This window comes from Hymenobacter sp. 102 (assembly GCF_049949205.1).
Taxonomy (GTDB): Bacteria; Bacteroidota; Bacteroidia; order Cytophagales; family Hymenobacteraceae; genus Hymenobacter.
Genome location: NZ_CP188172.1, coordinates 3,190,123 through 3,214,116, shown reverse-complemented (window position 1 = coordinate 3,214,116; position 23,994 = coordinate 3,190,123). Strand labels below are relative to the sequence as shown.

Annotated in this window: 20 protein-coding genes; 8 read left to right on the top strand and 12 right to left on the bottom strand. The window is 60.0% G+C overall.

The genetic code is table 11. The features are described 5' to 3' along the window. Window positions 1–14: 14 nt before the first annotated feature. Window positions 15–1,154, top strand: a complete 1,140-nt coding sequence (locus ACN19L_RS13770; protein WP_426490075.1) for a PepSY-associated TM helix domain-containing protein — start codon at window positions 15–17, stop codon at window positions 1,152–1,154. A gap of 114 nt (window positions 1,155–1,268) precedes the next feature. Here the strand turns inward: ACN19L_RS13770 and ACN19L_RS13765 are convergent, their stop codons facing one another. From ACN19L_RS13765 to ACN19L_RS13720, 10 genes are all read right to left on the bottom strand, one after another. Further along, window positions 1,269–1,952 carry a hypothetical protein gene (locus tag ACN19L_RS13765; RefSeq protein WP_426490074.1) on the bottom strand — a complete coding sequence of 228 codons (684 nt, stop codon included), beginning with the start codon at window positions 1,950–1,952 and terminating at the stop codon, window positions 1,269–1,271. Between the two features lie 332 nt (window positions 1,953–2,284). Next, window positions 2,285–3,745, bottom strand: coding sequence for a hypothetical protein (locus ACN19L_RS13760; RefSeq protein ID WP_426490073.1), 1,461 nt, complete (start codon window positions 3,743–3,745; stop codon window positions 2,285–2,287). Window positions 3,746–3,923: 178 nt separating this feature from the next. Next, window positions 3,924–5,363 carry a hypothetical protein gene (locus ACN19L_RS13755; RefSeq protein ID WP_426490072.1) on the bottom strand — a complete coding sequence of 480 codons (1,440 nt, stop codon included), beginning with the start codon at window positions 5,361–5,363 and terminating at the stop codon, window positions 3,924–3,926. Window positions 5,364–5,440: 77 nt separating this feature from the next. Continuing rightward, window positions 5,441–5,824, bottom strand: a complete 384-nt coding sequence (locus tag ACN19L_RS13750) for a DUF6678 family protein (RefSeq protein WP_426490071.1) — start codon at window positions 5,822–5,824, stop codon at window positions 5,441–5,443. A gap of 88 nt (window positions 5,825–5,912) precedes the next feature. Next, complete coding sequence (locus ACN19L_RS13745) at window positions 5,913–9,380, bottom strand: hypothetical protein (RefSeq protein WP_426490070.1); 3,468 nt, start codon at window positions 9,378–9,380, stop codon at window positions 5,913–5,915. A 178-nt stretch (window positions 9,381–9,558) separates the two neighbouring features. After that, window positions 9,559–11,007 carry a hypothetical protein gene (locus ACN19L_RS13740; protein ID WP_426490069.1) on the bottom strand — a complete coding sequence of 483 codons (1,449 nt, stop codon included), beginning with the start codon at window positions 11,005–11,007 and terminating at the stop codon, window positions 9,559–9,561. A 29-nt stretch (window positions 11,008–11,036) separates the two neighbouring features. Further along, a complete protein-coding gene (locus ACN19L_RS13735; protein WP_426490068.1) occupies window positions 11,037–11,492 on the bottom strand; it encodes a hypothetical protein in 456 nt (151 codons plus the stop codon). A 7-nt stretch (window positions 11,493–11,499) separates the two neighbouring features. Next, entirely contained in the window at window positions 11,500–11,892 is a 393-nt protein-coding gene (locus ACN19L_RS13730; RefSeq protein WP_426490067.1) for a hypothetical protein, read from the bottom strand. A gap of 167 nt (window positions 11,893–12,059) precedes the next feature. After that, a complete protein-coding gene (locus tag ACN19L_RS13725; protein ID WP_426490066.1) occupies window positions 12,060–13,433 on the bottom strand; it encodes a hypothetical protein in 1,374 nt (457 codons plus the stop codon). A 127-nt stretch (window positions 13,434–13,560) separates the two neighbouring features. After that, window positions 13,561–14,562 (bottom strand): sugar phosphate nucleotidyltransferase, encoded by a 1,002-nt coding sequence (locus ACN19L_RS13720; RefSeq protein ID WP_426490065.1) that lies wholly within the window; start codon window positions 14,560–14,562, stop codon window positions 13,561–13,563. Between the two features lie 228 nt (window positions 14,563–14,790). On the opposite strand from ACN19L_RS13720, the gene ACN19L_RS13715 reads away from it, so the two are divergent. The 3 genes from ACN19L_RS13715 (at window position 14,791) to ACN19L_RS13705 (ending at window position 16,730) form a co-directional block, all read left to right on the top strand. Then, entirely contained in the window at window positions 14,791–15,369 is a 579-nt protein-coding gene (locus ACN19L_RS13715; protein ID WP_125432239.1) for a LemA family protein, read from the top strand. A gap of 90 nt (window positions 15,370–15,459) precedes the next feature. After that, window positions 15,460–15,912, top strand: a complete 453-nt coding sequence (locus ACN19L_RS13710; RefSeq protein WP_426490064.1) for a TPM domain-containing protein — start codon at window positions 15,460–15,462, stop codon at window positions 15,910–15,912. Then, complete coding sequence (locus ACN19L_RS13705) at window positions 15,909–16,730, top strand: TPM domain-containing protein (RefSeq protein ID WP_426490063.1); 822 nt, start codon at window positions 15,909–15,911, stop codon at window positions 16,728–16,730. Before ACN19L_RS13710 ends, ACN19L_RS13705 begins: the two co-directional genes overlap by 4 nt. Window positions 16,731–16,770: 40 nt before the next feature. On the opposite strand, the gene ACN19L_RS13700 is transcribed toward ACN19L_RS13705, so the two are convergent. Beyond that, on the bottom strand, window positions 16,771–17,394 hold the full coding sequence (locus tag ACN19L_RS13700) for a 3'-5' exonuclease (protein WP_426490062.1): 624 nt from the start codon (window positions 17,392–17,394) through the stop codon (window positions 16,771–16,773). Between the two features lie 49 nt (window positions 17,395–17,443). Continuing rightward, window positions 17,444–18,037: a DUF1684 domain-containing protein gene (locus tag ACN19L_RS13695; protein WP_426490061.1), complete on the bottom strand. Its 594-nt coding sequence runs from the start codon at window positions 18,035–18,037 to the stop codon at window positions 17,444–17,446. A 186-nt stretch (window positions 18,038–18,223) separates the two neighbouring features. On the opposite strand from ACN19L_RS13695, the gene polA reads away from it, so the two are divergent. From polA to ACN19L_RS13675, 4 genes are all read left to right on the top strand, one after another. After that, the gene (gene polA / locus ACN19L_RS13690) at window positions 18,224–21,109 is read left to right on the top strand and encodes a DNA polymerase I (RefSeq protein WP_426490060.1); all 2,886 of its coding nucleotides are present in this window, start codon (window positions 18,224–18,226) and stop codon (window positions 21,107–21,109) included. Between the two features lie 216 nt (window positions 21,110–21,325). Then, a complete protein-coding gene (locus tag ACN19L_RS13685; protein WP_426490059.1) occupies window positions 21,326–22,339 on the top strand; it encodes a serine hydrolase domain-containing protein in 1,014 nt (337 codons plus the stop codon). A gap of 101 nt (window positions 22,340–22,440) precedes the next feature. Continuing rightward, window positions 22,441–22,866 (top strand): DoxX family protein, encoded by a 426-nt coding sequence (locus ACN19L_RS13680; protein WP_426490058.1) that lies wholly within the window; start codon window positions 22,441–22,443, stop codon window positions 22,864–22,866. A gap of 40 nt (window positions 22,867–22,906) precedes the next feature. Then, the gene (locus ACN19L_RS13675) at window positions 22,907–23,923 is read left to right on the top strand and encodes a YpdA family putative bacillithiol disulfide reductase (protein WP_426490057.1); all 1,017 of its coding nucleotides are present in this window, start codon (window positions 22,907–22,909) and stop codon (window positions 23,921–23,923) included. Window positions 23,924–23,994: the final 71 nt, after the last annotated feature.

Genomic DNA, 23,994 nt, shown 5'->3' with positions numbered 1-23,994 from the left:
TCCTTCCGCCTCCTATGAGCACGTTCAAGAAAACCGTCGGGAAGCTGCATTTGTGGCTGGGGCTGGCCTCGGGGCTGGTCGTGTTCATTGTGAGCCTGACGGGGGCCATCTTCGTGTTTCAGGACGACATTCGGGACCTGACGGAGCCCTGGCGCAAGGTGGAGGCACAACAGTCGGCTATGGTGCTGCCCTCGCGGCTGCAGACAGCCGCACTGGCGGCCCACCCCGGCATAAAGGCCGAGGACTGCTGGACGACTTATTTCGGGCCGGCGCGCTCGGCTACGGTGTACTTCACTGACAAGGCCGGCGCGCCCATTATGGTGTCGTTGAACCCCTACACAGGCCGGGTGCTGCACGAGCAGGATTTGCGCACGCACTTCTTCACCGTCATCCAGGAAATACACATGCACCTGCTGCTACCGGAACCGGTAGCCAAGTGGGTGGTAGGTATCAGCATTTCCATCTTTGTGGTGATGCTGCTGACGGGCCTGGTGCTGTGGTGGCCCAAGCGCAAACAGGAGCGCAAGCAGCGCTTCACCATTAAGTGGGGAGCCCGCTGGCGGCGCGTGAACTACGATTTGCACAACGTGTTGGGCTTCTACGCGGCCAGCATCGGGCTGGTGCTGGCCTTATCGGGCCTATTCATGATTTTCCCCGGCATACTGCAGTCCATTGTGTACGTGGTGGACGGCGGCCGGCCAGCCCCGCAGGAGCTCATGGAAACCAAGCTCGACACGCAGCAACCCGCACCCATTGCTGCTCAGCCCCTAACCGATGTAGTGTACCGCACCGCACGCCGCCTCTCCCCGGCCAACGAAATGGTACTCATTGGCCCCACCGGCGCGGGCAAGGCTCCGGTCTTCTGCTGGACCTACAAAAAGGCGCTGCACTACTACCACCGCGACGAGTACGCCTTTCATCCCGTGTCGGGCCAGGTGCTGGACTCCCGCTTCCACGCTACCAAAAGTGCTGGCACCAAGTTCTCGGATATGAACTACGACCTGCACGTGGGCCAGATTCTGGGTTTCGGCGGCAAGCTGGTGGCGTTCCTGACCAGCCTGATTTGCGCCAGCCTGCCCGTCACCGGTACCATCATCTGGTGGGGCCGCCGTAATAAAACCAAGAAGAAAAAGCCGAAGCTGCAGGCGGTGTGATTTTCCCCTGTCATCCTGAGCATAGCGAAGGACCTTGTTACGTTAGAACAAGTCGTTGTTACGACTCGTGCCAACATGATAAGGTCCTTCGCTATGCTCAGGATGACAGTTTTTCTACATCCGCCCCACCTTCGGAATCACCTGAATCAGGAAGCGCTTGTTGTCGCCTTCGCGGCGGCCGGAGTAGCGGCCGGTGCCGTAGAAGCCGCTGCCACCGATGATGAGCTCCAGGCTGCGGTCCTGGCTGAAGTTAAGGTTGTTCTGCTTCCAGAGGTTGAGCAGGTTGAGGGCCCGGCGGTAGCTAAGCTGGTAGGTGGCCTGCTCCTCACGCTGGTTGCGCGGGTCGCCCTGGGGGTAGCGGGCAGCCATGCCTTCCACGATTACCAGGTAGCGCACGTTCTGGCCCTGGTTGGTGGCGCTGAGGCTGCGCAGCCGCTCCCGCAACAGCTGGCCGGCCTGCAGCAGCGCCGGTTTGTAGTTGTCCTGGATTTCGTCGCGGCCGGCTTTGAACTGCACGTTCAGCTTCAGCTCGTACCGCTCGTTCTGGGGGTCGTAGCGGAAGTAGCGCCCCTCCAGCCGCCGCAGCGACTCCCGGATGCGGGTAATCTGCTCCAGCTCGATGGCCTTGGCTTTCAGCTCGCCGTTGGCCTGTTTCAGCTCCCCTTCCCGGTCCTTGAACAGCTTGAAGCTGTACACGAACAGCACCAGCATCACCACGAACAAGGACGTCATCAGGTCCACGTAGCTGGGCCAGAAGAAGTCGTTGCTTTGGCGTTTGTTGGGAGTGGTGTTGTTCATGGAAAGGAAATTAATTAGGGCTAAAGAGCTAGTTCCCCTCCTTAGAAAGGAGGGGAACTAGCTCTTTAGCTTTTAGCTCTAATCTTTCTTGCATTATGTTGATAACCGGTCTTCTTCTCCCATCAGTATCAGCCCCCAAACCATCACCATCGGCCAAAACACTATCCAGAGGAATATGAGTAGCCGAATCAATGACTTAAACCAATGAGTGTGTTTGGGCTTAACTATCAACAATATGAACCCCGCAATTACGGCGGCCACATATAGCAGTGACAGGCCAACAAGCAACAAGATAGAGGAGGTAGATGCCGACATGCTTAAAACTCGGCTTATTACTGCGGCTTCACGCCGCCGAACAGCTTGTCCATAAACCGCTGGAAACGGTTCTTGGACGTGGCTTTCACCAGCACGGTATTCAAGTTGGCGAGTTCCAGCAGGAGCTTGGCCTGCACCTGCGAGTCCAGCTCGATTTTGCGCAGCAGCTCACGCTGGGTGGCCGTCACGTCGCGGCTGAGGTCGGCTTGCTGGGTGTTGAGGTTCTGGAAGGGTTCCAGCTGTTTCAGCAGCTTCTCGAAGACGTTGTCGGCGTTGAGCTGCTCGAAATACTGCTGCCACTTCTCGTAGGCCAGCTGGGCCTGCCGCTCGTTGTAGGCCAAGCGCTTGTTCATCACATCGGCGAGGCCCACGCCGGCCTGGTCGATGTGCTGCTCGGCGCGGTCCTTGAGGTTGCGCAGCTCCACCTGGTGCTTCTGGAAGAAATCCAGCATCAGCTGCACCGAGTTGTTGTTACCGCCGATGTACTGGCCCAGGTCGTTGATGCCCTTTTCGAAGCCCCGCAGGCGGTCCAGAATGCTGTTCACGGCTTCGGCCGAGTGGTAGCCGTTCTGCAGCATATCGTTCAGCTTTTGCTGGTAGCCGGTGAAGGCGCTGAATAGTTCCGCCGATTCGCGCACCTTCTCAAACACGGCAATGTTGGCCGCCGCCATCTTGTCGTAGCCGATGGTATCGAGACGCTCCAGAAAGTCGCTCTGCACCCGGATGTTCTGCGTCACCTTCTCCAGCAGCGGATTGAATAGCTCAATCTGGCCCACAAACTGCTGGTTGAACGCATCGAGCACCGACTTGAGGTTGGTGAGCGAGCTGGCCATGTCGGCGTGCAGCACCGGTAGCAGGCGGGCCTGCAGGAAGGTGTAGTATTGGTTCTGGAGCCGGTCGAGCTGGTGGCGGGCCTGGCGCAGCACGCCGTTGCCGAGCAGCGTGAGCAGCAGCCCCACGAAGGAACCCGTCATGGCAATGAGCACGCCGGTGAGAAAGGGCGTCAGGGCGTTTTCATCCGACACGCCATTGCGGGCAATGCCCACCAGGCCCAGAATCACGCCCAGAAACGTGCCCAGTAAGCCCAGATAAAGGGGAGTGGCCACGTTGGCCTGCACCTCATTGTCGAGCACCTCGCTCTGGCGCTCCGAAATGTCCTTCAGAATGCCAAAATCGGCCGCCGCGCCTTTGTTGTGGCGCAGGTAGTCGTTGGTGTCAAGCAGGATGGCCTGAAACTCCGGGGAAGCATTTTCGGCCTTAATGAGGTTGGAGGCGAAGGATTCGGGCGGGGCGTCGGCGGCATAGTCGGGCAGGTCGCGGCCGTCGGGCAGCACAATGCGGTGCTCCACGCGCAGGCTTTCCTTGGGCGGATACAGCACGGCCAGCCGGTGCGCATTAGCCCGCGTCCGCAGGAACGTGCGAATCTGCAGCCCCACCACAACAGCTACCACCAAGAGTTCGAGAATGATTTCAAGCATAAGGCTACGAAGCTACGCGCTAAAAGCTAGTTCCCCTCCTTAGAAAGGAGGGGTTAGGGGTGGTTAACTTTACGTCAGAACGGTATTTAGAGCTAACTTCTAGCCGACGTTCATACGCAAGATCAACCACCCCTAACCCCTCCTTTCCAAGGAGGGGAACTAGCTTTTAGCTGTTTAGTTACTCAAACCGGATGGCGGCTTTTTGCTCGATCTGCCAGGCGCCAGCGGCTTTGCGCAGCACACCTTCCTCCTCCGTCACGATGCGCGTAACCGGGCCGGTGGGCTGCTGGTACTTGCAGGCTTCCCGCAGGGAGTACTGGGCGCTCTGGATGGCGTAGGCGTGCACGGAGGGGTTCTGCGTTACGCTGAACGTGGCCAGCTCGGGCCACTGCGGGTCCAAGTGAATCTCGTAGATGCTGTCGTGCTGGGGCTCATCAGAGAAGTCGTACTCGTTGAACACGCCGTTTACGGGCACCTTCACGTAGCGCGTGCGAGGCTGGTCGGTGGCGGATGCGGCCGTTGTAGCGGCGGGCGTGGTTGGCAGCTGCACAGGCGGTATCAGGCTGTCGAACTCCTCCTGCGGGGCGGCGGAGCTGGTTACCGGGGCGGCCGCTGGCGGCATCGGAGCCGGCGCGGGTGCTTCGGCTGGCACGGGTGGTACTACCGGAGCCGGAGTAGGCGCTACGGGTTGCGGAGCCGGAGCAGTTGGGGCAACGGGAGCCGCGGCAGCTACGCTGGTTTTCGGCGTGGCCTGGCGCTTCTGCAACTCCTGCTCCACGCGCTGCTGAATCAATTGTTCCAATTCGCGTAGTTGGGCCGGCGAGAACCGCTCGGCGGACTTGCCGCTGCTGCCGGGCGTTGTTTGCAAAGCCAGAATTTCGTCGCGGCGCTTGTCGATGCGGGCGCTCAGTTCCTTCTGAAACTCCCCGAGGCTCTTGCGCATCAGCGCGTACAGCACCAGGCTCAGCAGCGCCAGAATCAGGGCCAGGGGACCAAAAAACTTGTTCATCAGGCTCTCCCCGGCTCCGGATGCGGCAACTGGCGTGGGGGTAGCCACGCCCGCCTCATCCAGGCCAACGTCGCCGGGGGCGGCAGCCGTGGCCTCGTCGGTGGTGGCGGTGGTATCCACGGTTACGGTTTCGGCGGCGGCTTCGGCCGCGGGCAGGTCGCCGATGGGCGTGCCTTGGTCGAGGTAGTTTTTCAGGGCAGTTTCCAGCTTCGTCACGCCGGCCAGCCGGGCGGCGTTGCCTTTGCGCGACGGGGACGTGCGCAGCCGGTTGATGATTTCGCGCACCAGCGTCTGCAGGCGGGAGTTATCGGAACCCAGCCCCTTGTACATCACGCCCTGCACTTCCAGCGGCTGGTACAGCGCCGAGTACACGCGCTGCTCATCGGCCTTGATGCTGCCGGCAAATTCCTTCAGCGGGCCGCCGCACTTCAGCTGGCTTTTCAGCTCGGGGTGACCCGTGTCTTCGTACACGAACTTGGCCGTAGCGCACCAGATCTGCACTTTGCGCTCCTCCAGCGTGGGCTGGCCGAGGGGCGTTTGGGCATGGCCGCCCGCCGCGAGCAGCAGCAGGCCGGTAAGCAAAGAAGCAACGCGGCGGGAAAGGGTCATAGGGTGTTTGGGGTAGAAAGGAACGGACCTGGTTCCAAGGGTTGAAACCCTGGGCTAGTCAGCGGAAGCAGCCGTTATCAACTATTCGGTTTCAAGTAGCCATTTATTCTGAAGATTCCTTCTGCCTCGTCAAATGGAATGGAGTGTTTACACAAAGCCTGTCGAACCCACGAGCTAAAATCGGAAGTGGACTTATCTACCAACTGCCCCACATAGGTTCGGCGGGTCGAATCAATTTCTATCCACTCTATTATTCGTGCATCCCCGAGCTTGACCCATTCCCAGTCAAGGTGACAAAAGCTACTCTCAGCTACCGGGTCATCCAAATACTTGATGCGTACCTCCGGATTGAACTCTGGATGAGAAGTCATTTCCTGCGCCAGTTCCTTCCATTTCGTCCGGTTCATGACGGATGAAAGCTGGTTCGCGAAAATGAACTCCGTTAGCTTGTCATTTTGCATAAGACCAGACACTTTACTGCTAATCCTTTCAGAAGCATAGCCGCTGCCTAGCCCAGGGTTTCAACCCTGGGCCACCGCGCCAGTAGTGTTACGCCTGCAGCTCGCGGCTCAGGTTGTACAGCGCCTGTTTCAGCGGCAAGAAGAACAGGGTTTCGGGCAGGGTTTCGTCGGAGGAGAGCTGGCGCTGGAACTGGTGCAGGCCCAGGCTCAGGCTGTCCTCGATTTCGCGGAGCAGGATGTCTTTTACGCGCTGCCGGTCTACGTCCACACCTACTTCGCGCAGGTAGGGGGCTACGTCGTCGCCTTCCAGCACTAGGGTGAGGTAGTTGCGCACGTTGTCGAGCACCGTGTTTTTCAGCTCGGCATCTACCTGGTTCAGTTTCAGGCGCTGCTGGTTGAGCTCGGTGCCTTCCACAGCGCCGCTGTACTTCACGGGCTTGATGTTGTCGTAGTCTGAGGTGTTCGTTTTTTCCTCGAACAGTACGCCGCCGTTGGTGGTGGCTTCCTTGGGGTTGTCGGCCAGGATGACGCGGAAGTTGTGGGGCGGCTCTACGCCCGTAACGGCGTGGAAGATGGCCTTCGTAATCTTCTCAATAGCCACCAGGGAGCTGCCCCCGGCTAGCAGGCGCAGGTAGAGGCTGCCTTTGCCGGAGAAGCAGAGGTAGCGCGGCGTTTTCAGGCCGAGGTGCTTGGTGAGCTGCGCCGTGTGGTAGATGATGCTGGTGTAGTGCAGGTAGAACAGCACCCGCAGCTGCCGACCCTTGCCGAGACCCAGAGCCTGGGTGAAGCGCAGGGCATCATCGTACTTGAACAGCAGGCTGGTCACGTCGGCCGAGCCGAAATCGGTGTTGCTGAGGGCGGCGCGCAGGTAGCCTTTGTACTCCTGATTTTGCTCGGAGTCGGGCAGGCTTTCCACGTGGCCCACGCCGAGGCGCAGCAGACCGTTCTGCTTGGGCGCGCCCTGCACGCGGGCGTAACCATCGCCCCACAGGTCGTCGCCGGCGAAGCGGAACGAGGTGCTGTAAGCGGGCTTCTGGTCGGCGAAGAGCAGCAAGTCGGTGGTGCCGCCGCCGATGTCGATGTTCACCACGTTTTCGTCGCGGTTGGGCACTACCTGGTTGGTGGCGGTGAGGTAGTAGTAAGGCGCCACCGACTCGGTGAGGCAGATGGTAGCGCGGCGCGTCTTGAACACCTGCTGGAACGACTCGTCCCAGACCTGCTGGAACTGGTTGCGCAGGAACCCGTCGAAGCTCAGCGGCGCAAACCACACCACGCGGGTATCCTCCAGAATGCCGCCGTGCAGAGCTGCCTTGTGGCGCAGCAGCAGCAGAATTTCCCGGAAAAAGGCCTCAATGCGGGCCACGCCCTGCGGGTCCAGCTCGGCCGACCATTTCAGGTTGGTCACGAACCGGTTCTGGGGCAGCTCGGCCGTGTTTTCGGTGTTGATGCTGAAGCCGATGTTGATGTTGCTGAGCACCTTGGCCGGCTCGTTGGCAAACGACGTGGTTTCGCACACCGCCGTCCGAATCGGAAACTCATACACCGAGCCGCCTTCACCCACGAACGAGGGCACAAACTCCCGGTTCTGCAGCGTGGCAATGTTGTCCCAGATCTGGCCGGCGCCCGTACGGTAGCGCTGGGCGGCCGAGAGGCCCTGGTCTGCTACCGGCGCGTGCAGCCACTCCACCTGCACATCGGCCTCGCCGATGGTGAGCGGGCGCGGGTGGGCGCTCGGCGAATCGGCGTAGGCAATGTGGGTGTTGGTGGTGCCGAAGTCGACGGCAAACGTGAAGCGGCGGGTGCCGCGGTCCAGCTCGCGCCAGCGTGGCACCAGCAGGCCCCGGGCCGGCTCCGCGCCGATGGTGGCGGGCGGACAGGTCAGCTCGGCGAGGTCGAAGTGGGTGCCGGTGACTTCGTAATAGGTGCTGCCGGCGGTGGCCATGCTTTTCTGGGTACGCTCGTAGCGGGTGGCGCGGCGGGCGGCTCCCTGCTCCGTGATTCGTTCCCCGTTCACGAAGAACGTGAGGTCGTAGCGGCGGTTGAGCATGGTGGGCGCGTTGTCGGCATCCACCAGCATCACCTTGTAGAGGTCGTTATATTCGGGCTGGTAGCGCACTTTGTAGAACGGGAACACGCCCACGCCCACGGCGGCCTTCACAATGCGGCCCTTCTCCAGAATCTCGCGGCCCTGGGCATCCTTGGGGTTTTGCGGGTTGTGGTAGTAGCTGCGCTCGAAGGTGATGAAGCGGCCCGCCTGCACCGGCACCCGCAGCTGCACGCGTACGTGGCTCAGGTCGATGGTGAAGGTGAGCAGTTCGGCTAGCTCGTTTTCGGTGAAATACTCGAAAAACGCCTGTTTCAGCGGCAGCAGGTAGGGGAAGCGCGCCCGGCCCTGGCCATCGGCCCCGTACTGGAACGTGACTTTGCCGGTGTGGAAACGCTGGGTATTCAGCTCATAGGGCAGCTCCACCAGGGAGTCTTCCAGCAAGTCGCCCACCGTGAGGTAGGGATATTTGAAGCCTTTGCCGGGCAGCACGCGGCTTTCCAGGGCCACCTCGTCGTAGTACGGCACCGGCGTGCGGTCGTCCCAGGGCTGGCCGTTGAGGTAGTTGGCGCCAGGCATCGTCAGGTTCGGGCGCAGCACCAACGGGCGCGGCCGGCCCGTCGTCGATTCGCGGGTGGGCTGGATGAACAGGTCGGAGCTGGTCACGGCCGACTGATCGGCGCGACCGGGCAGGGGCACGCCTTTCACGCTCACCAGGTTGCCCTGCACGTCGGCCAGGGCCGGGTAGCGGGCGGCAAACTGCTGGGCGCTCCGGTCGCCCTGCATCTGGAGCTGGTTGATTTTCGAGCGGTCGAGGCCGGCATACACGCTGCCGGCAAACTCGCGGCGCTGCAACTGCGGGTAAGCCAGGAACAGCTCATATACGAACTCCCGGAACTGCGGGTCGCGGTCTTCGAGCAGCACGGTCTGCTGGTCAAAGTAGTGGCCGCGGGCCTGGGGCCGCTCCAGATCCAGGGGCTTCACGGCGGGGCCGGTAAACAAGATGGTCAGCGGCGAGGTGCCGCCTAGCAGGCGTGTGCCGCCCGCCAACTCCGGCGACTCATAGTACACGAGGTACATGTCGGAGAAGTCGCGGAACCGCTCGTCCTGCATGTACAGCTGCAGGGTTTCGCCCAGCAGGCGCGTGCCCTCATCCTGCCGCATCCGGCGGATTTCGGCCTCGGCATTCCAGCGGCGCAGCGTGATTTTGCGGCCGGCCTGGGTGTAGAGGTGGTAGTTGTAGAGCAGTTCCAGCAAATCCCAGAAGTGCGTGGTCAGCTCGTGGTACACCGAGCCGGGGTTGCGCTGCCCCTCCCGGGCCAGGAAATCGAAAGCCGTTTCAAACAGGTGCATCCGCGCAAACGGCGTCGGGATACTCACGGCCAGGTTGCGCGACTTGCCCCCTGCGGGGTCCGTCACGGTGTTGATTTCGGTGCTGGTAACGGGGGCGGTTTTCTGCCAGCCCTGCACCTGCTGGGAGCCGTTGTTGTGTAAGCGAAGGACTTTGGCCATATCGTTTTCCGGGGTTCCCAGGGTTGAAACCCTGGGCTAGTTAGCGGTTCTGTTCTTGGTTGGCGGAGTGGTGCTGGGCAGGTAGTTCAGACGGAGCGAGTTGTTCGGTTTTCGCTGACTAGCCCAGGGTTTCAACCCTGGGACGCCTAGGACGTCTGGGACGACCGGGCCGCGTAGGCTACACCACCTTCACCTTCTCCTCAAACGCCTTATCGGTCACATCATAGAACAGCTCCAGCAGCTTGCGGAAGTTGTCGGGTTCCTGGATGGACTTCTCGGTTTTGTTGAGGTTGTCGAGCAGATAGTTGTGGCTGAGACCCTTGTTGAAGAAGTCGTTCCACTTCTTTTCCACTGGCTTGCCCAGGATCATGGCGTTGAAATCGTCGGTCTGCAGGTCGAAGGGGCGGAAGGCGCGGCGGTTCTGGGCCAGTTCCTGCAGCCACTGGTCGGCACCCAGGTCCTGGCCGTGCAGGAAGGTGTTCAGCTCCCGGAAGATGGGCTCGTTGCGCATGGCGTAGTCCAGCTTCAGGTTGTCGGCGTAGGGCGCTTTGTCGGTGGGCAGGTGCTGCTTGTGGTAGCGCGTGAAGTACAGGAACTGCGTTAGCTGCTTGGCCATTATTTCCCGCGTTTCATCAGGCAGGTGACTGAACTGCAGCTCCGGCGCGTCCTGGTTCAGACCGTACTCGTGGAAGTGCGGGCCGCCGGTGCGCAGCTCGGTGGGCGAGTAGCGCATGAAGTCCACGATACTCAGGGCCGCCAGCAGCTCAATTACGTGGGCCTTGTTCTTCTGCTGGGTGCCGCCGGGCTGGTTTTCGTAGGGCGTGTCGGGCGTGTCGGCGAGGTAGTACAGCGCGTCGAGGCCCTGGAGGTTGTGCTCGTAATAGCTGAGCGCCGCCTTGGTTTTCGTGAGGAAGTTGTTGGAGTCGATGACGGCGTTGTCCTCGCTCTGCAGGGCGAAGTAGGGCATTACCGTTACGGCGCCAGTGGGCGCGTCGCGCAGGTAGCGGGCGTTGCTGAGGCGGGTGTTCGAGTCCTTCAGGTTCTTGAGCATCAGCGGGAAACCCGCCGCGCCCGTACCACCGAAGATGCTCGACACGAAGAACACCCGGTCGCCGTCCTGGAAGTTGTCGGCAAAAAACCGCATTTCGGGGCTTTCCACCAGCTTGTTCAGCACGATACTGCCCACGTTGGGCGAACCGCGGAAGCCAATGGTGAGCGGGCTTTCCAGGTTGTCCTGGGTGAACAGCAAATCGACCAACCCTTTCGAGTCCACCGACAGCCCGTCGTAGTGCAGGTATTGCCGGAAGCTCTGGTTGATGCCGCCGAAATCGAAGATGAAGGTATCCTTCACCGAGCCGTTCACGTCCTGCGAAATGCCGCTCAGCGTGCTGATATCAGTCTTGAAGAAGCCTTCCTCGCGGGGACCGAGGCGCTTGTAGATCTGCTGGTAGCTCTGCAGCAGCTGCACCGTGCGGTTCATGTCGCCGTTGTGCGCGTCGGGGTCGATGATGATGGGCACCACCCGGTCGCAGTTGGGCAGGTCCACGCCCGCCGCCAGCAGCATGGTGAGCGAGCGAATCACGCGGGAACCCGTGCCGCCAATGCCGAATAAAAAGAGTTTAGCCATGTATGTTCGTTTTCAAAGTCTGCAGTGCATTAACCTTCTATTGATTCGTCATCCTCGAAGTTGTAAATAGCTCCGTTTAGAACCATATATAGGTCTCCAAAATGACGCGCTTGGTGCACAAGTAAGGTCAGATGTTCAGGCTCAATAAATTGGGTCATCACATCGTCATCTGCTTTAATACAGCGCTCAACCTGGTCTTTCAACTCTTCGAAGCAATAGTTCCCGATTAGGTACCACTCGTTTTCTACAGGAATCCTACCCCAATAGAAGTAGGAAAGCAACTTTTGCCATCTACTGAAACTTCTCTTCAGCTTCAGCCTGGTTCTGTATTTTCTCCCGGAGGCATCAAAGTATAGTTCCGGTTTTTGTTGAGAGTCATAGTAGCCTGTTAAGCTGCAGTAACCCAAATCCTGCGGTTCCTCTACCAGATAGCAATAGGGTTTAGCTTCCTGCTGCAGACATAGTAGAGGAAAGGCTGGAGGCATACTCGTTTTAGAAAGGCGTCGTGCTGGCGTTGGTGGAGGCGCGCTTGAACAGCAGCGAGAAGATGAAGAACCACGCCAGGGCCAGAATGGCGTTCCAGGTGGCCAGCCAGTAGATATAGCTGTGGTCCGTTACCTGCTGGGCGTTGGTCTGCCAGATGGTGACAGAGAAGGCTATCAGCGCATTCAGCACCAGAAAAATACTCCAGTGCCGACCCTTGTTGAAAGTAGCCACGCCCATGGCCCGGTTGATGAGCAAATAGAAAACCAGCGCCAGCCCGGCAGAAATGCCCAGGTTCAGCAACCCCAGGTTGGGGAAGATAACGTCGCGGTACACGGGCGTATCCGCTGGGGGCTGAGGGTTGCCGATGAGTTCGTAGAGGAAGCGGAAGAATGCTTTCATGGAAAGAGGTGAGGCCGGGCTCCGGGCCGGCAACCCGTGGAACGATGAGAGGGAAACGAAATTGTGAGGCCGGGGTCATTGCTGCCAGACTGCCTCAAGGAACGAAAACCGTTCCAAACCGTCTGGCCAAGGCTATGCTACAGGCGGAAGCGGGGGCCGCAGGCGGGCTATTCGGCTGGCTGTAAGGTGAGTGGAAGCTCGAAAATCAGGCGCGTGGCGTCGGTGGGTGCCAGCCCATCCAGCAAGGAGTTGAGCGCAAAAGTTTTGGGCGCGGGGGTGCCGTCGTTGCGGGTGGTCCACTGGGCTACCCAGGCCGGGCGCTGGTCATGGAGGCGCAGCACCAGCGGGCGCGCGGCCTTGGGCTGCTGCGTGAGGCGCACCTTGGCAAAATGCGTGTACTTGCTCTGGGGGCCGCTGCTGGCTTTGGTCTGGTCGGTGGCAGGCGTTACGTCCAGCAGCTTGGCATCGGTGTCTACGCCTTCCAGCTTCAGGTTTTGCTTCAGGTAGGCCACATCCTTGTACTGGCCGGGCAGCTGGCCCAGATTCAGGCCTACCACAAACTCCACCGGCTGCTGGGCCGAGGCCTCCGACACGGCCACCACGCGGTAGGTGCCGGCCGTGCGCTTGCTGGCTCCGGCGTCGCCGTAGTACCAGGCCCCTTTGTTCTGAAATTTATCGAGCACCGAATAGGCCGGACGCGGATACGTGACGCCGAAGTGGGCCTGCTTGGCCGGCTGCTGCTCCAGTAGGGCGGCATCGAAGCGGCGCACGGCATCGGCGGGGCCCAGCACCCAGATGTAATAGGGTATTTCGGTGTCGCAGCAGTTGGTTTTCTTGCCGGCGGCTTTCAACGCGGGGTAGTACGTGCCCCGGAAATCCGACAGGTAGCCGTACACCGACACGGCCAGATCCGGCTGCGCGCCGTTGCGCTGCAGGGCGTCGGTGATGTCGGTTTTGATATAGGGAATGGCCCCAGCGTTCTTGGGCGAGTAGATAAAATCCGAAATCAGCACGCTCACGGTGCCGGGCTGGTAGTAGCGCGTCATCAGCGTATCGAGCACGGCGGGCAGCTCGGTGCTCTTGGCCGGCTGCTGAATCCCGCTGCGCACGGTGCCGGAAATGCCCTGGTACGTGTCGGCATAGGGCTTCTCCTTGATGCGAAAAAAAGACTTCCGCTTTGCCGCGCCGGTGCGGTTTATTTCCGAAAGCAACTGCGCCACGTGCTGCTGAAACTTGGTATTTTCGCCGCTGGTGCCGGTTTTGGGCATGAAGCCTTCCATGGAGCCCGATACTTCCAGAAACACATTCACGGCCTGCAACGGCTGGGCCGCGGCACCACTCACCACATCGGCCGCTTCCTCCGGGGCCTCCACGCCGGGCGCTTCCGCCGGACGCACGTTGTCGGGCATTTCGGCCCGGGGTTTTTCAGCAGCAGCGGTTCCTTCCTCCGATTTCATATCGGAGCGGGAGTAGCAGCCGGACAGGAACAATGACAAGCCCAGGACGGGCAGCAGGCGGGGAAAAGAGGTCAGGTAGCGCATCGGGCTAAAGTAACGACAATCTGCCCGCAGCGGATACATTGAGAGTAACGGAGTAGCGGAGTAACTGAGTAATTGTTTTATTGGACAGCATGATTACTCAGTTACTCCGCTACTCCGTTACTCTCCCTTAGCTGTAATCAATTTCCGTGTTGTCGCCAATGTTCAGGCTGTGGCGGGTGCCTTTAAACAAGGCATCGGAGCCCACGATGCAGTCGTGCATCACGGCGGAGCGCAACTCGCTGTAGGATCCGATGATGGACTCGCTCAGGATGGTGTTCTTGACGATGGTCCGGTCGCCGATGGCCACGTTGGGGCCGATGATGGACCCCGAAATTTGGCAGTCGTGGCCGATGCTAACGGGCGGGATAATAATGGTATCCGGAAACTCGGGATACTCGCGGCGCTTCAGGAACTCGGGGCGGTTGAGCAGGCGGGCGTTGGCTTCCAGCAGGCTGTCTTTGCGGCCGCAGTCAAACCAGTTATCCACGGCCGTAGTTGTCATTTCGGCTCCATCCTGAATCATGAGCATGAGAGCGTCCGTGAGCTGAAACTCGCCGTGGGTGCGCTGGTCCCGGTCCAGAATCCGCTCCAGGGCCGAGGCCAGCCAGTCGGGGTTGGCAATTTTATACAGTCCCACCAAGGCATAGTTCGACTTCGGGATGCGAGGCTTCTCTACCACTTTCGTCACGCGGCCGCCGGCTCCGGTTTCAACTAACCCAAACAACGAAGGCGTCTTTACCTCCTTCACGGCCAGCACGTTGCCGGGCGTGGCCATCATGCGGGGCAGATCAATATCCACAATGGTATCACCGAGCAGAATCAGAATACCGTCCTGTTCGTGACGGAACTGCTCGCGGGCCAGCCACAGGGCGTGGGCAATGCCTTCGCGGGGCTCCTGCACCACAAACGAGCACCGCAACTGCGGGTACTGCTTGCGCACGTAGCGCTCCACCTTCTCGCCCAGGTAGCCGATGATGAATACAAACTCCTGCACCCCGGCATCTACCAGCCGGTCGATGATATGGCCCAGAATGGTATTGCCGGCCACGGGAACCAGGGTTTTGGGCTGGGTGTGGGTGTGCGGACGGAGGCGGGAGCCGATACCGGCCACAGGAATAACTGCTTTCATCGGGAGAGAAAAATCGGGAAGCACCGAAGCGCAAAATACACAAACCCGCCGCAGCAACCGTACACACAACTGCTGTGGCCTGAATTCGTACTTTGCAGCACGTTGGTTCAGCGGTAAGCCCCAGCCAGAGGCAGGCTGCGCCGGTGTATAACAGCAACTCGGGCGACTTGGTTAGCCCGTTCGTTTCTTGCATTCTCTCTTCCACTTTACCTTTCTTTCTCCCCTTTTATGAAACGTTTTCTGCTCTATTTTGCCGGGTTAGTGCTGCTGCTCACGCAGTCGTCGTGCGGGTACAACTCCATGGTAACCAAAGACCAGGCTGTAAAAGCTCAGGTGGGCAATGTGCAAAGTGCCTATCAGCGCCGCTCCGACCTGATTCCGAATCTGGTGAACACCGTAAAAGGTGCCGCCAATTTTGAGAAGTCGACGCTGACGGACGTTATCAATGCCCGGGCCAAGGCCACCAGCGTGCAACTGAACGCCAACGACCTGACGCCTGAAAACCTGAAGCAGTTCCAGGAAGCACAGTCGCAGGTAAGTGCGGGCCTGGGCCGCTTGCTGGCCGTATCGGAAAACTACCCGGAGCTGAAGGCCAACGCTAACTTCCAGGAACTGCAGGCCCAGATTGAAGGCACCGAAAACCGCATCAACGTGGAGCGTAATAAGCTGAACGTGGTAACCAACGACTACAACGGCTACATCAAGAGCTTTCCCAACAACCTGTTTGCCGGCATGTTCGGCTTCAAGGAGAAACCTTACTTCGAGGCCGACGCCGCCGCGCAGAAAGCTCCGACCGTTCAATTCTAATTGAGTTGCCAGTTGCCGGTTGTCAGTTGTCAGGTTCCTTTGGGAAAACACTGTTACTGGCAACTGGCAACCGGTAACTGGTAACTGATTATGACCAACCCTCTCACCCCCGAGCAGGAAGCGGCCCTAGTGGAAGCCATCCGACAGGCCGAACTGCGCACGTCCGGCGAAATTCGGGTGCACCTGGAAGACACCTGCCCTACTCCCGAGCCGCTGGACCGGGCAGCGCAGGTGTTTGCTGAACTGGGCATGCACCGCACGGCCCAGCGCAACGGTGTCTTATTTTACCTGGCTTGGCAAAGTCGGCAGTTTGCCATCATCGGCGACGCGGGTATCAACTCGGCAGTACCCGACGACTTCTGGGAAACGGCGAAGGAAAATGTGCTGCAGCATTTTCGGGCCGAGAAATATGTCAATGGCTTGGAGCAGGGTATCCGGCTGGTGGGGGAACAATTGCGGCGGTACTTTCCCTACGATGCCGCCACTGACCAGAACGAGCTGGATAATTCCATCTCCTTCGGAGACACTCCCACCCGCTCATGAGGCACCTGCATTCTTTTGGGCAACTGTCGCGCAATTGGTGGCTGGTAGTTTGTCTGTTCCTAGTTCAGCTGGCAGCCCAGGCCCAAACCATCCCACCCCGCCCTAGCCCGCCCCGCCTGGTGAATGACCTGGCCGGGATGCTGCGCCCCGATGAGGCAGCCCAATTAGAGCGCAAGCTGGTAGCCTATGGGGATAGTACGTCTTCACAGATTGCTGTGGTAACAGTCCCCAGCTTAGGTGGGGCTGATATTGTAGACTACGCTCAGCAACTGGGCGAAACCTGGGGTATCGGCCAGAAGGGGCGTAATAATGGAATTTTACTGCTGGTGGCCCAGCAGGAGCGCCGGGCCCGTATTCATGTGGGCTATGGGCTGGAGGGTGCTATTCCAGATGCCCTCACCAAACGTATTATCTCCAACACCATTGTTCCCGCCTTCAAAGAGGAAAAATACTATGAAGGCCTGGACCGAGCTACTGACCAGCTTGTTGCACTGGCAAAGGGCGAGTATAAAGCTGACCCCACCACCCAAACCCGTAGCCGACGCGAGTCCAGCGACTCCAGCGGCTCCGGCATATTGTTCTGGGTGATTATTGCCGTACTGATTCTGTTTATCCTGTTCCGTAACCGGGGTGGAGGCGGAGGCAGCCGGCGTAACCGTGGCTTCGGTGGCGGCATGATGCCACCCATCATTTTTGGCGACTTCTCAGGTGGCCGCGGCGTGTTCGGCGGCGGTGGTGGCGGTGGCGGCGACAGTGGGGGCTTCGGCGGCTTCGGCGGCGGCAGCTTTGGTGGTGGCGGCGCTTCCGGCGACTGGTAGAAGAGCACTCTGTATTCCACGAAACGCAACCAGGCCCGGCTTATACCGGGCCTGGTTGCGTTTCGTCCGTCTGAACTTGCTTATAAACCGGCAACTCGTAGAAAGGTCGTAATAGCTGCACCACGTCCAGGGCGTCGGCCAGGGCCTGATGGGCCACGGTATCATCCTCGAAGCCGGCCCGGGCCTTGCAGATTTGCATGGTGGGCAGGCGGGTATCCTTGCGCCAGTTCAGGTAGAAAGCCGCGGGGTCCAGCATGGCCGGCTCAGCCCGCACCAGCGTACCGTAGCCGGGTAGCTGGCGCAGAAAACCTAGGTCGAAGACGGCAATGTTCTTGCCGGCCATGGTTACCGTTACGCAGTCCTTTTTATCTGTTTTGAACCCGTGAGTCAGCAGAAACTCGCGCAACTGGGGCAGTAGCTCCTCAGGCGTGCAAAGCTCATGGTTGGGCTCTTTGCGGGCCAGCTCTTGCAGCAGCCCGGCGTTCAGGGCCAGGGCCCCGGCCGTGCCTACTAGCTCGGGGTGCCGCACTACCCGCCGGAACGCTGGTAACTCAGCCATTGGCAGCAGGTGCCGGGTGTCCTCCACCACGGCGGCCAGCTCCAGAATCTGGTGCCGCTCGGGGTTGCTGCCGGTGGTTTCAAGGTCGAGGGAAACGTAGCGCATACTGTGGACTTACGCGTCGGGGCGGCCGGGGTTTGTACTGTTGCTAGGGCTAATGGTCACTTTTTACGCCGGCTTTTACTTCTACTGCCAGCCGGTTTTCAGGCGGTGGTACCGGGCAGGCGTAACCGCTGGCATAAGCGCAATACGGGTTGTAGGCGCGGTTGAAATCCAACACTAGCTGCTGACCCCGTATCTGGCCCCGGCGTAAATCAAGGTACCGCCCGCCCCCGTAGCTGCTGTGTCCGTTGGTGCGGTCGGTGAATGGTAGAAACAGATAGTCGCGGTACTCCGGGTTTCTCAGCAAGTCCAGGCTCTGGTATACGGTCAGCTTCTGCGGCTTACCATCCAAGGTGAAATGTAGCTCGCCGTACTTGCGGTACAGTGGGCGCCGGCTGGTGCTCGTCTGCATCTGAAACGGCGCGCCCGATGAATCAGCCACAAAGCGGGCCACTACGCAGGCACTGTAGTTGGTGGGGTAGAACGGCAGACCAGTGAAGGTGCCTCGGGCCGAACGGGGTAGTGGCGTGCGAGTAGAGTCCCGGTATTCGGCGTTGAGCCCCTGCTGAAACGCCTGCACCTGCCGGGCATGCTCTGCAGGATTGGGCGGCACTACGGACGCCTGTTGTGCGGCAGCTGAGCTCACACAACCCGCAACCGCACTCAGAGTAAGCAAAAAGGATAACTGCATAGGCCCAATAAACAGCAAATTTGTCGGCTCCGTACATTTTTCATGATTGCTCGGCAGCAGCTGCTTAAGTTGCGTAACACCCTTGCTCGGCCACCGGTTACGCTGGCCAAGCCTCCTTGCCTTCCGTACCTTCGCCTTCCTATGACTCCCGATACTGCCGCTGCCCAGCCCCACAAGCTTTTCCTGCTCGACGCTTTTGCCCTGATTTACCGCGCCCACTTTGCCTTCAGCAAAAACCCGCGCGTGAATTCCAAGGGCCTCAATACCGGGGCCATCCTGGGCTTCACCAACACGCTGGTGGAGGTGCTGCAAAAGGAGAAGCCCACCCACATCGGCGTGGCCTTCGACGCGCAGAAGAAAACCTTTCGCCACGAGCAGTTTGCCGATTATAAAGCCCAGCGCCAGGCTATGCCCGAGGACATCGGGCTGGCCATTCCGTACATCAAGAAGATTATCACGGCCTTCAACATTCCCATTCTGGTGGTGGATGGCTACGAGGCCGACGACGTGATTGGTACGCTGGCCCGCCGGGCTGAGCAGCAGGGCTTTGGGGAGGTATTCATGATGACCCCCGATAAGGACTACTGCCAACTCGTAACCGACTGCGTCAAGATTTACCGCCCGGCCTTCATGGGTAACGCCGCCGAGGTGCTGGACGTGCAGCACGTACTGCAGCGCTTTGAGATTGAGCGGCCCGAGCAGGTAATTGACATCCTGGGCCTGCAGGGTGACGCCTCCGACAACATTCCCGGTATTCCCGGTATTGGCGAGAAAACGGCCAAAACGCTGATTCAGAAGTACGGCTCGGTTGAAAACCTGATTGCCAACGTGGATGAGCTCAAGGGCAAACAGCAGGAAAACGTGCGCAACTTCGCCGAGCAGGGCCTGATGAGCAAGGAACTGGCCACGATTCACCTGGATGTGCCCATTGAGTTCCACGAGGAAGGCCTGCGCACGGAATCGCCCAACGTGGAAGCCCTGCAGCAGCTGTTTGAAGAGTTGGAGTTCCGGCAGTTGGCCACCCGCCTGCTGGGTGGCGGCAGTGCGGCCGGTACCAGCGTCGCCCCTACGTCACGAGGCGCCCGTCGGCCGAAAGTAGCCGAGGGCCAAGGCAGTCTGTTTGGGTCTTCCACCGATGCAGCCGTGGGCATTGCCGCCGAGGAGGGCGAAACCGGCAATTCTGGTGCTCCCACTGGCCCGCGCCGTACTTTGCAGGATGTAGCAGTGCGCTACCACCTCATCGACACGCCCGAGCTGCGCAAGAGCCTGCTGGAGTTTCTGCTGCAGCAAACGGAAGTCAGCTTCGATACTGAAACCACCGGCCTAGACATTATGACGGCCCGGCTGGTGGGCCTGAGCTTCTGCTGGCTGCCCGGCGAAGCTTACTACGTACCCGTGCCCCACGACGACCACGCCGCCGTCCAAGCCCTGCTCGATGAGTTCTGCCCGTTCTTCGAGGCCCGGCAGATTACCAAAATCGGTCAGAACATCAAGTACGACCTCACCATTCTCAAGCACTACAACGTGCAGGTGAGCGGACCCCTGTTCGACACGATGCTGGCTCACTATCTGCTGGAGCCCGACATGCGCCACAACATGGACGTGCTGGCCGAAACCTACCTGCACTACACCCCCATTCCAATCACCGACCTCATCGGCCCCAAAGGCAAGAATCAGAAAACGATGGCCGATATTCCCCCCGCTGAGGTGAAGGACTATGCCTGCGAGGATGCCGACGTGACGCTGCAGCTTAAGCACGTATTTGAGCCGATGCTGAATGAGGTGGGGCTGCTGGACTTGCTCAATGAGGTGGAAAACCCGCTGGTGCCGGTGCTGGCTGATATTGAGTACGAGGGCGTGAAAATTGATTCCTCGGCCATGGGCGAGTATTCCGCCGAGCTGCAGGGCTACATCCAGGATATCGAAAAGCAGATTTTTTCGGAAGCCGGGCAGGAGTTCAACATTGGCTCCCCGAAGCAGCTGGGCGAGGTGCTGTTTGATAAAATGGATCTGGGACGGGGCAAAATCAAGAAAACCAAAACCGGCCAGTACGCCACCGGCGAGGAGGTGCTCAGCCAGCTGGCCGCCGATGCGCCCATTGCCGGCCTGATTCTGGAGCATCGCCAGCTCACCAAGCTGCGCAGCACCTACGTAGAGGCGTTGCCCCAGCTGGTGTGCGAGCTGGACGGCCGCGTGCATACCAGCTTCAACCAGGCCGTAACGGCTACCGGCCGCCTCAGCAGCACCAATCCCAACCTCCAGAACATTCCTATCCGCACCGAGAAGGGCCGGGAAATCCGCAAAGCCTTCGTGCCCCGCGACCAGGACCACGTGCTGCTGGCTGCCGACTACTCCCAGGTGGAGCTGCGCATCATGGCCGACTTCTCGGGTGACAAAACCATGATTGAAGCTTTTCGCCAGGGCCTCGACATTCACACCAGCACCGCCAGCAAGGTGTTTCACGTGCCCTTGGACCAGGTGGATAGCGAGATGCGCCGCAAGGCCAAGACCGTCAATTTTGGCATTATCTACGGCATTTCGGCCTTCGGACTGGCCCAGCGCATCGGCATTTCGCGCAAGGAAGCCACCGAAATTATTGAGACCTACTTTGAGGAGTTTGCCTCGGTGAAGCAGTTCATGGATGAGAGCATCAATAAGGCCCGAGAGCTGGAGTACGCCACTACCCTGCTGGGCCGCCGCCGCTACCTGCGCGACATCAACTCCCGCAACGCTACCCTACGCGGCTACACCGAGCGCAACGCCATCAACGCCCCCATCCAGGGTACCGCGGCCGATATCATCAAGAAGGCCATGATCAACATTCACGAGTGGCTGCGGCAGGAACGCCTGAAAACGCGCATGATTCTGCAGGTGCACGACGAACTGGTGTTTGACGCCGTGAAGGAAGAAGTGGACTACATCACTCCCAAAATCAAGGAGCTGATGGCCACGGCCCTGCTGCTGCCCCACGGCGTACCGCTGGAAGTGGAAGTGGGCACCGGCCAGAACTGGCTGCAGGCGCACTAAGACTGCAGGCTAAGATGGGCGCACTAAAAACGGTCTGAGAGCTGGAAAGCTTTCGGACCGTTTTGGTTGCCCGAGTAGTGGCCGATGACTGCACCTCTGGAAGGAGCCCGTTACTTTTGAGCGTATCCGTTGCCCGCTTCTAGCCACAAATCCGTGAAGTATTCGCTTCTTTTTCTACTGTGCCTGCTAGCTGTTCTCAACAGCTCGGCGAAACCCATGCCCACGCGTGAGCAATTGCTGGCGCTTATGCAGAAAAGCAACGTGCCGGGTATGCAGTTGGTGTATACGAAAGGCCGTCGTGTTACTTCTTATGCTTTGGGCGTGCGGCAGGACGGCGCGGAGCCCGCCGTAGTGGAAACAACAATTTTCGAGGCTGCTTCCCTGGGCAAAGCCGTGCAGGCTTACCTCACGCTTCGCCTCGTCGACCAAGGTGTCCTGACTCTCGATAAACCTTTGCTCAGCTATGCGCCCTATCCCCGCTTGCAGGGCGTTGCGGGCGCTGGCCGCATTACGGCCCGGATGGTGCTGGCCCACACCAGCGGCCTGCCCAACTGGGCCGCCAACCCGCTCAGCCCCGAGTGGACCACCAGCTCGCTCCGCCTGAAATATGCCCCTGACAGCTGCTGGAACTACTCCGGCGAAGGCTACGTGCTGCTGCAGAAAACGCTGGAGCACCTCACCGGGCAGTCGTTTGAGGCGCTGGCCCGGCGGGAAGTATTTCAGCCGTTGCGCATGACCCGCAGCAGCTTTACGTGGCAGCCACAGTGGGTTGCCAATGCCGCCGCCGGTCACGATACCAGCGGTAAATTCTCTCCTATCAACCAGTTCTCGCCTGCTTACGGAGCCTTCAGCCTGCTCAGCACCGCGCGAGATTACAGCCGCTTTCTGCAGGCTATAATGATGGGGCATGGATTGAAACCCGTCACCGCCCACCTGCTGCGCACCCCGGCTAGCCCGGCCCTCCGCTGCGGCCAGCCCGTTACCCCCGCTGATGCGTTTGTTGACTGGGCCTGCGGGGTGGGCCTGGCTACTACCTCCCGGGGGCTGGCGCAGTGGCAGTGGGGTGATAATGGCAATTTCAAAGGTCTGTACTTCACCCTGCCCGACAGCCGGGAAAGCCTGGTGCTGCTCACCAATAGTGCCAATGGCCCAAAAATGACGGAAGAGCTGCTGAAGTGGTTCTTCGGGCCGGGCGAATACCGGGCGTTGCAGTGGCTGGCGGAGGAATAGAGTCGGTGGTCAGGTCCCCGGTCGTTGCGAAACCGTGAACACCCTAAGCGGCTCGCACCCGTATAGCTGTTGCGCCAGTGTATCTCTAGCTTTCTTCCGCTATGCAACAACCCCACACTACTACGCTGCAAAATGTGGCCCGCTGTCTGCTGGGCTCCTTCATGGTAGTGGCCGGCACCGGCCACCTGACGTTTCAGCGCCAGGAGTTTCAGGCCCAGGTACCCGATTTTGTGCCTCTGAGCAAGGATACTACCGTGCTGGCCTCGGGTGTGGTAGAAATTGGGCTGGGATTGGGACTACTGGCCCTAAAAGGCCAAAACCGCGTGCGAATGGGGATTGGGCTGGCGGCTTTTTACGCCGCCGTGTTTCCCGGCAATATTCATCAGTATACCCACCGTATTTCTGCTTTCGGCCTGGATACCGACCAGAAACGGCTGGCCCGGCTGTTCTTTCAACCGGTACTGATGGGCATAGCTTTGTGGAGCACCGGAGCCCTGAACACACTTAAAAAACAGCAGGAAGCATAACCGTTTAAAACACCCGACCGCCGGGCCGGTAGTACTGCATATGACAACTGACAACACGTTTGATGTAGTGGTAATCGGAGCTGGCCCGGTGGGGCTGGCCTGCGGGCTGGAAGTGCGCCGCCGGGGCCTCTCGGTGGTGGTGGTAGATAAGGGCGCTCTGGTAAACTCCATCATTGGCTACCCCACCAATATGGAGTTCTTCTCCACTCCCGAGCTGCTCGAAATCGGAGGGTATCCCATGACCACCCTGCACTACAAGCCTCTGCGGGAGGACGCGCTGGACTATTACCGCCGCGTAGCCGTTGCCGAACAATTGCCTTTGCGTCTGTACGAGCGGGTTATCGGACTGGAGGGTGAACAGGAAAATTACACTGTAGTAACCGATAAGGGGCGACTCCGCTGCCGCTACGCCATTGTAGCCACCGGCTTCTACGATGTACCCAATTACCTGCGCGTGCCCGGCGAAGACCGGCCCCACGTAACGCACTACTATAAGGAGCCCTACGCCCACGCCGACCAGGACGTGGTGATAATCGGGGCCAAAAACTCGGCGGCCAAGGCTGCCTTGCAGCTGCTGCGCGCCGGGGCCCGCCCCACGCTGGTAGTGCGCGGCCCGCAAATCAGCGAGTCGGTGAAATACTGGATCCGGCCCGACCTGGTGAACCGCATCAAGGAAGGCCGCGTCGGCTGCTATTTCAACAGCACCGTGGCCAGCATCACCGCCACCACCGTGGAGCTGAACACGCCCGACGGTCCGTGCACCCTGCCGGCCCAGCACGTGTACGCCCTCACCGGCTACCACCCCGATTTCTCCTTCCTGGCAACGCTGGGTATCAGCTGCGAAGCCGACGCTGCCCAAACGCCTACTCACCACCCCGACACGCTGGAAACCAACCGCCCCGGCCTCTATCTGGCTGGCACCGTGTGCGGGGGCCTCAATACCAGCCGCTGGTTTATCGAAAACGGCCGCTACCACGCCCAACTTATTGCTGCCCGCCTGGCCGGTGAGCCCGCCCCGGCATTGCCGGCGGTACTGCAGCAGGTGCAGCTTTCGTGATGGCCTGCGTAGATGCCCTTTCCCTTACTCTCCTTCACGCAAAGAGCCCGCCTCCATTTGCTGGAAGCGGG

Excerpts from the sequence above, each read along its gene's own strand:
- ACN19L_RS13675 (WP_426490057.1), top strand. The coding sequence starts at position 22,907 with ATGACAACTGACAACACGTTTGATGTAGTGGTAATCGGAGCTGGCCCG.
- ACN19L_RS13745 (WP_426490070.1), bottom strand. The coding sequence starts at position 9,380 with ATGGCCAAAGTCCTTCGCTTACACAACAACGGCTCCCAGCAGGTGCAG.
- ACN19L_RS13725 (WP_426490066.1), bottom strand. The coding sequence starts at position 13,433 with ATGCGCTACCTGACCTCTTTTCCCCGCCTGCTGCCCGTCCTGGGCTTG.
- ACN19L_RS13755 (WP_426490072.1), bottom strand. The coding sequence starts at position 5,363 with ATGACCCTTTCCCGCCGCGTTGCTTCTTTGCTTACCGGCCTGCTGCTG.
- ACN19L_RS13700 (WP_426490062.1), bottom strand. The coding sequence starts at position 17,394 with ATGCGCTACGTTTCCCTCGACCTTGAAACCACCGGCAGCAACCCCGAG.
- ACN19L_RS13760 (WP_426490073.1), bottom strand. The coding sequence starts at position 3,745 with ATGCTTGAAATCATTCTCGAACTCTTGGTGGTAGCTGTTGTGGTGGGG.
- ACN19L_RS13740 (WP_426490069.1), bottom strand. The coding sequence starts at position 11,007 with ATGGCTAAACTCTTTTTATTCGGCATTGGCGGCACGGGTTCCCGCGTG.
- ACN19L_RS13680 (WP_426490058.1), top strand. The coding sequence starts at position 22,441 with ATGCAACAACCCCACACTACTACGCTGCAAAATGTGGCCCGCTGTCTG.
- ACN19L_RS13730 (WP_426490067.1), bottom strand. The coding sequence starts at position 11,892 with ATGAAAGCATTCTTCCGCTTCCTCTACGAACTCATCGGCAACCCTCAG.
- ACN19L_RS13770 (WP_426490075.1), top strand. The coding sequence starts at position 15 with ATGAGCACGTTCAAGAAAACCGTCGGGAAGCTGCATTTGTGGCTGGGG.
- ACN19L_RS13765 (WP_426490074.1), bottom strand. The coding sequence starts at position 1,952 with ATGAACAACACCACTCCCAACAAACGCCAAAGCAACGACTTCTTCTGG.
- ACN19L_RS13720 (WP_426490065.1), bottom strand. The coding sequence starts at position 14,562 with ATGAAAGCAGTTATTCCTGTGGCCGGTATCGGCTCCCGCCTCCGTCCG.
- ACN19L_RS13705 (WP_426490063.1), top strand. The coding sequence starts at position 15,909 with ATGAGGCACCTGCATTCTTTTGGGCAACTGTCGCGCAATTGGTGGCTG.
- ACN19L_RS13715 (WP_125432239.1), top strand. The coding sequence starts at position 14,791 with ATGAAACGTTTTCTGCTCTATTTTGCCGGGTTAGTGCTGCTGCTCACG.
- ACN19L_RS13685 (WP_426490059.1), top strand. The coding sequence starts at position 21,326 with ATGCCCACGCGTGAGCAATTGCTGGCGCTTATGCAGAAAAGCAACGTG.
- ACN19L_RS13750 (WP_426490071.1), bottom strand. The coding sequence starts at position 5,824 with ATGCAAAATGACAAGCTAACGGAGTTCATTTTCGCGAACCAGCTTTCA.
- ACN19L_RS13735 (WP_426490068.1), bottom strand. The coding sequence starts at position 11,492 with ATGCCTCCAGCCTTTCCTCTACTATGTCTGCAGCAGGAAGCTAAACCC.
- ACN19L_RS13710 (WP_426490064.1), top strand. The coding sequence starts at position 15,460 with ATGACCAACCCTCTCACCCCCGAGCAGGAAGCGGCCCTAGTGGAAGCC.
- polA (WP_426490060.1), top strand. The coding sequence starts at position 18,224 with ATGACTCCCGATACTGCCGCTGCCCAGCCCCACAAGCTTTTCCTGCTC.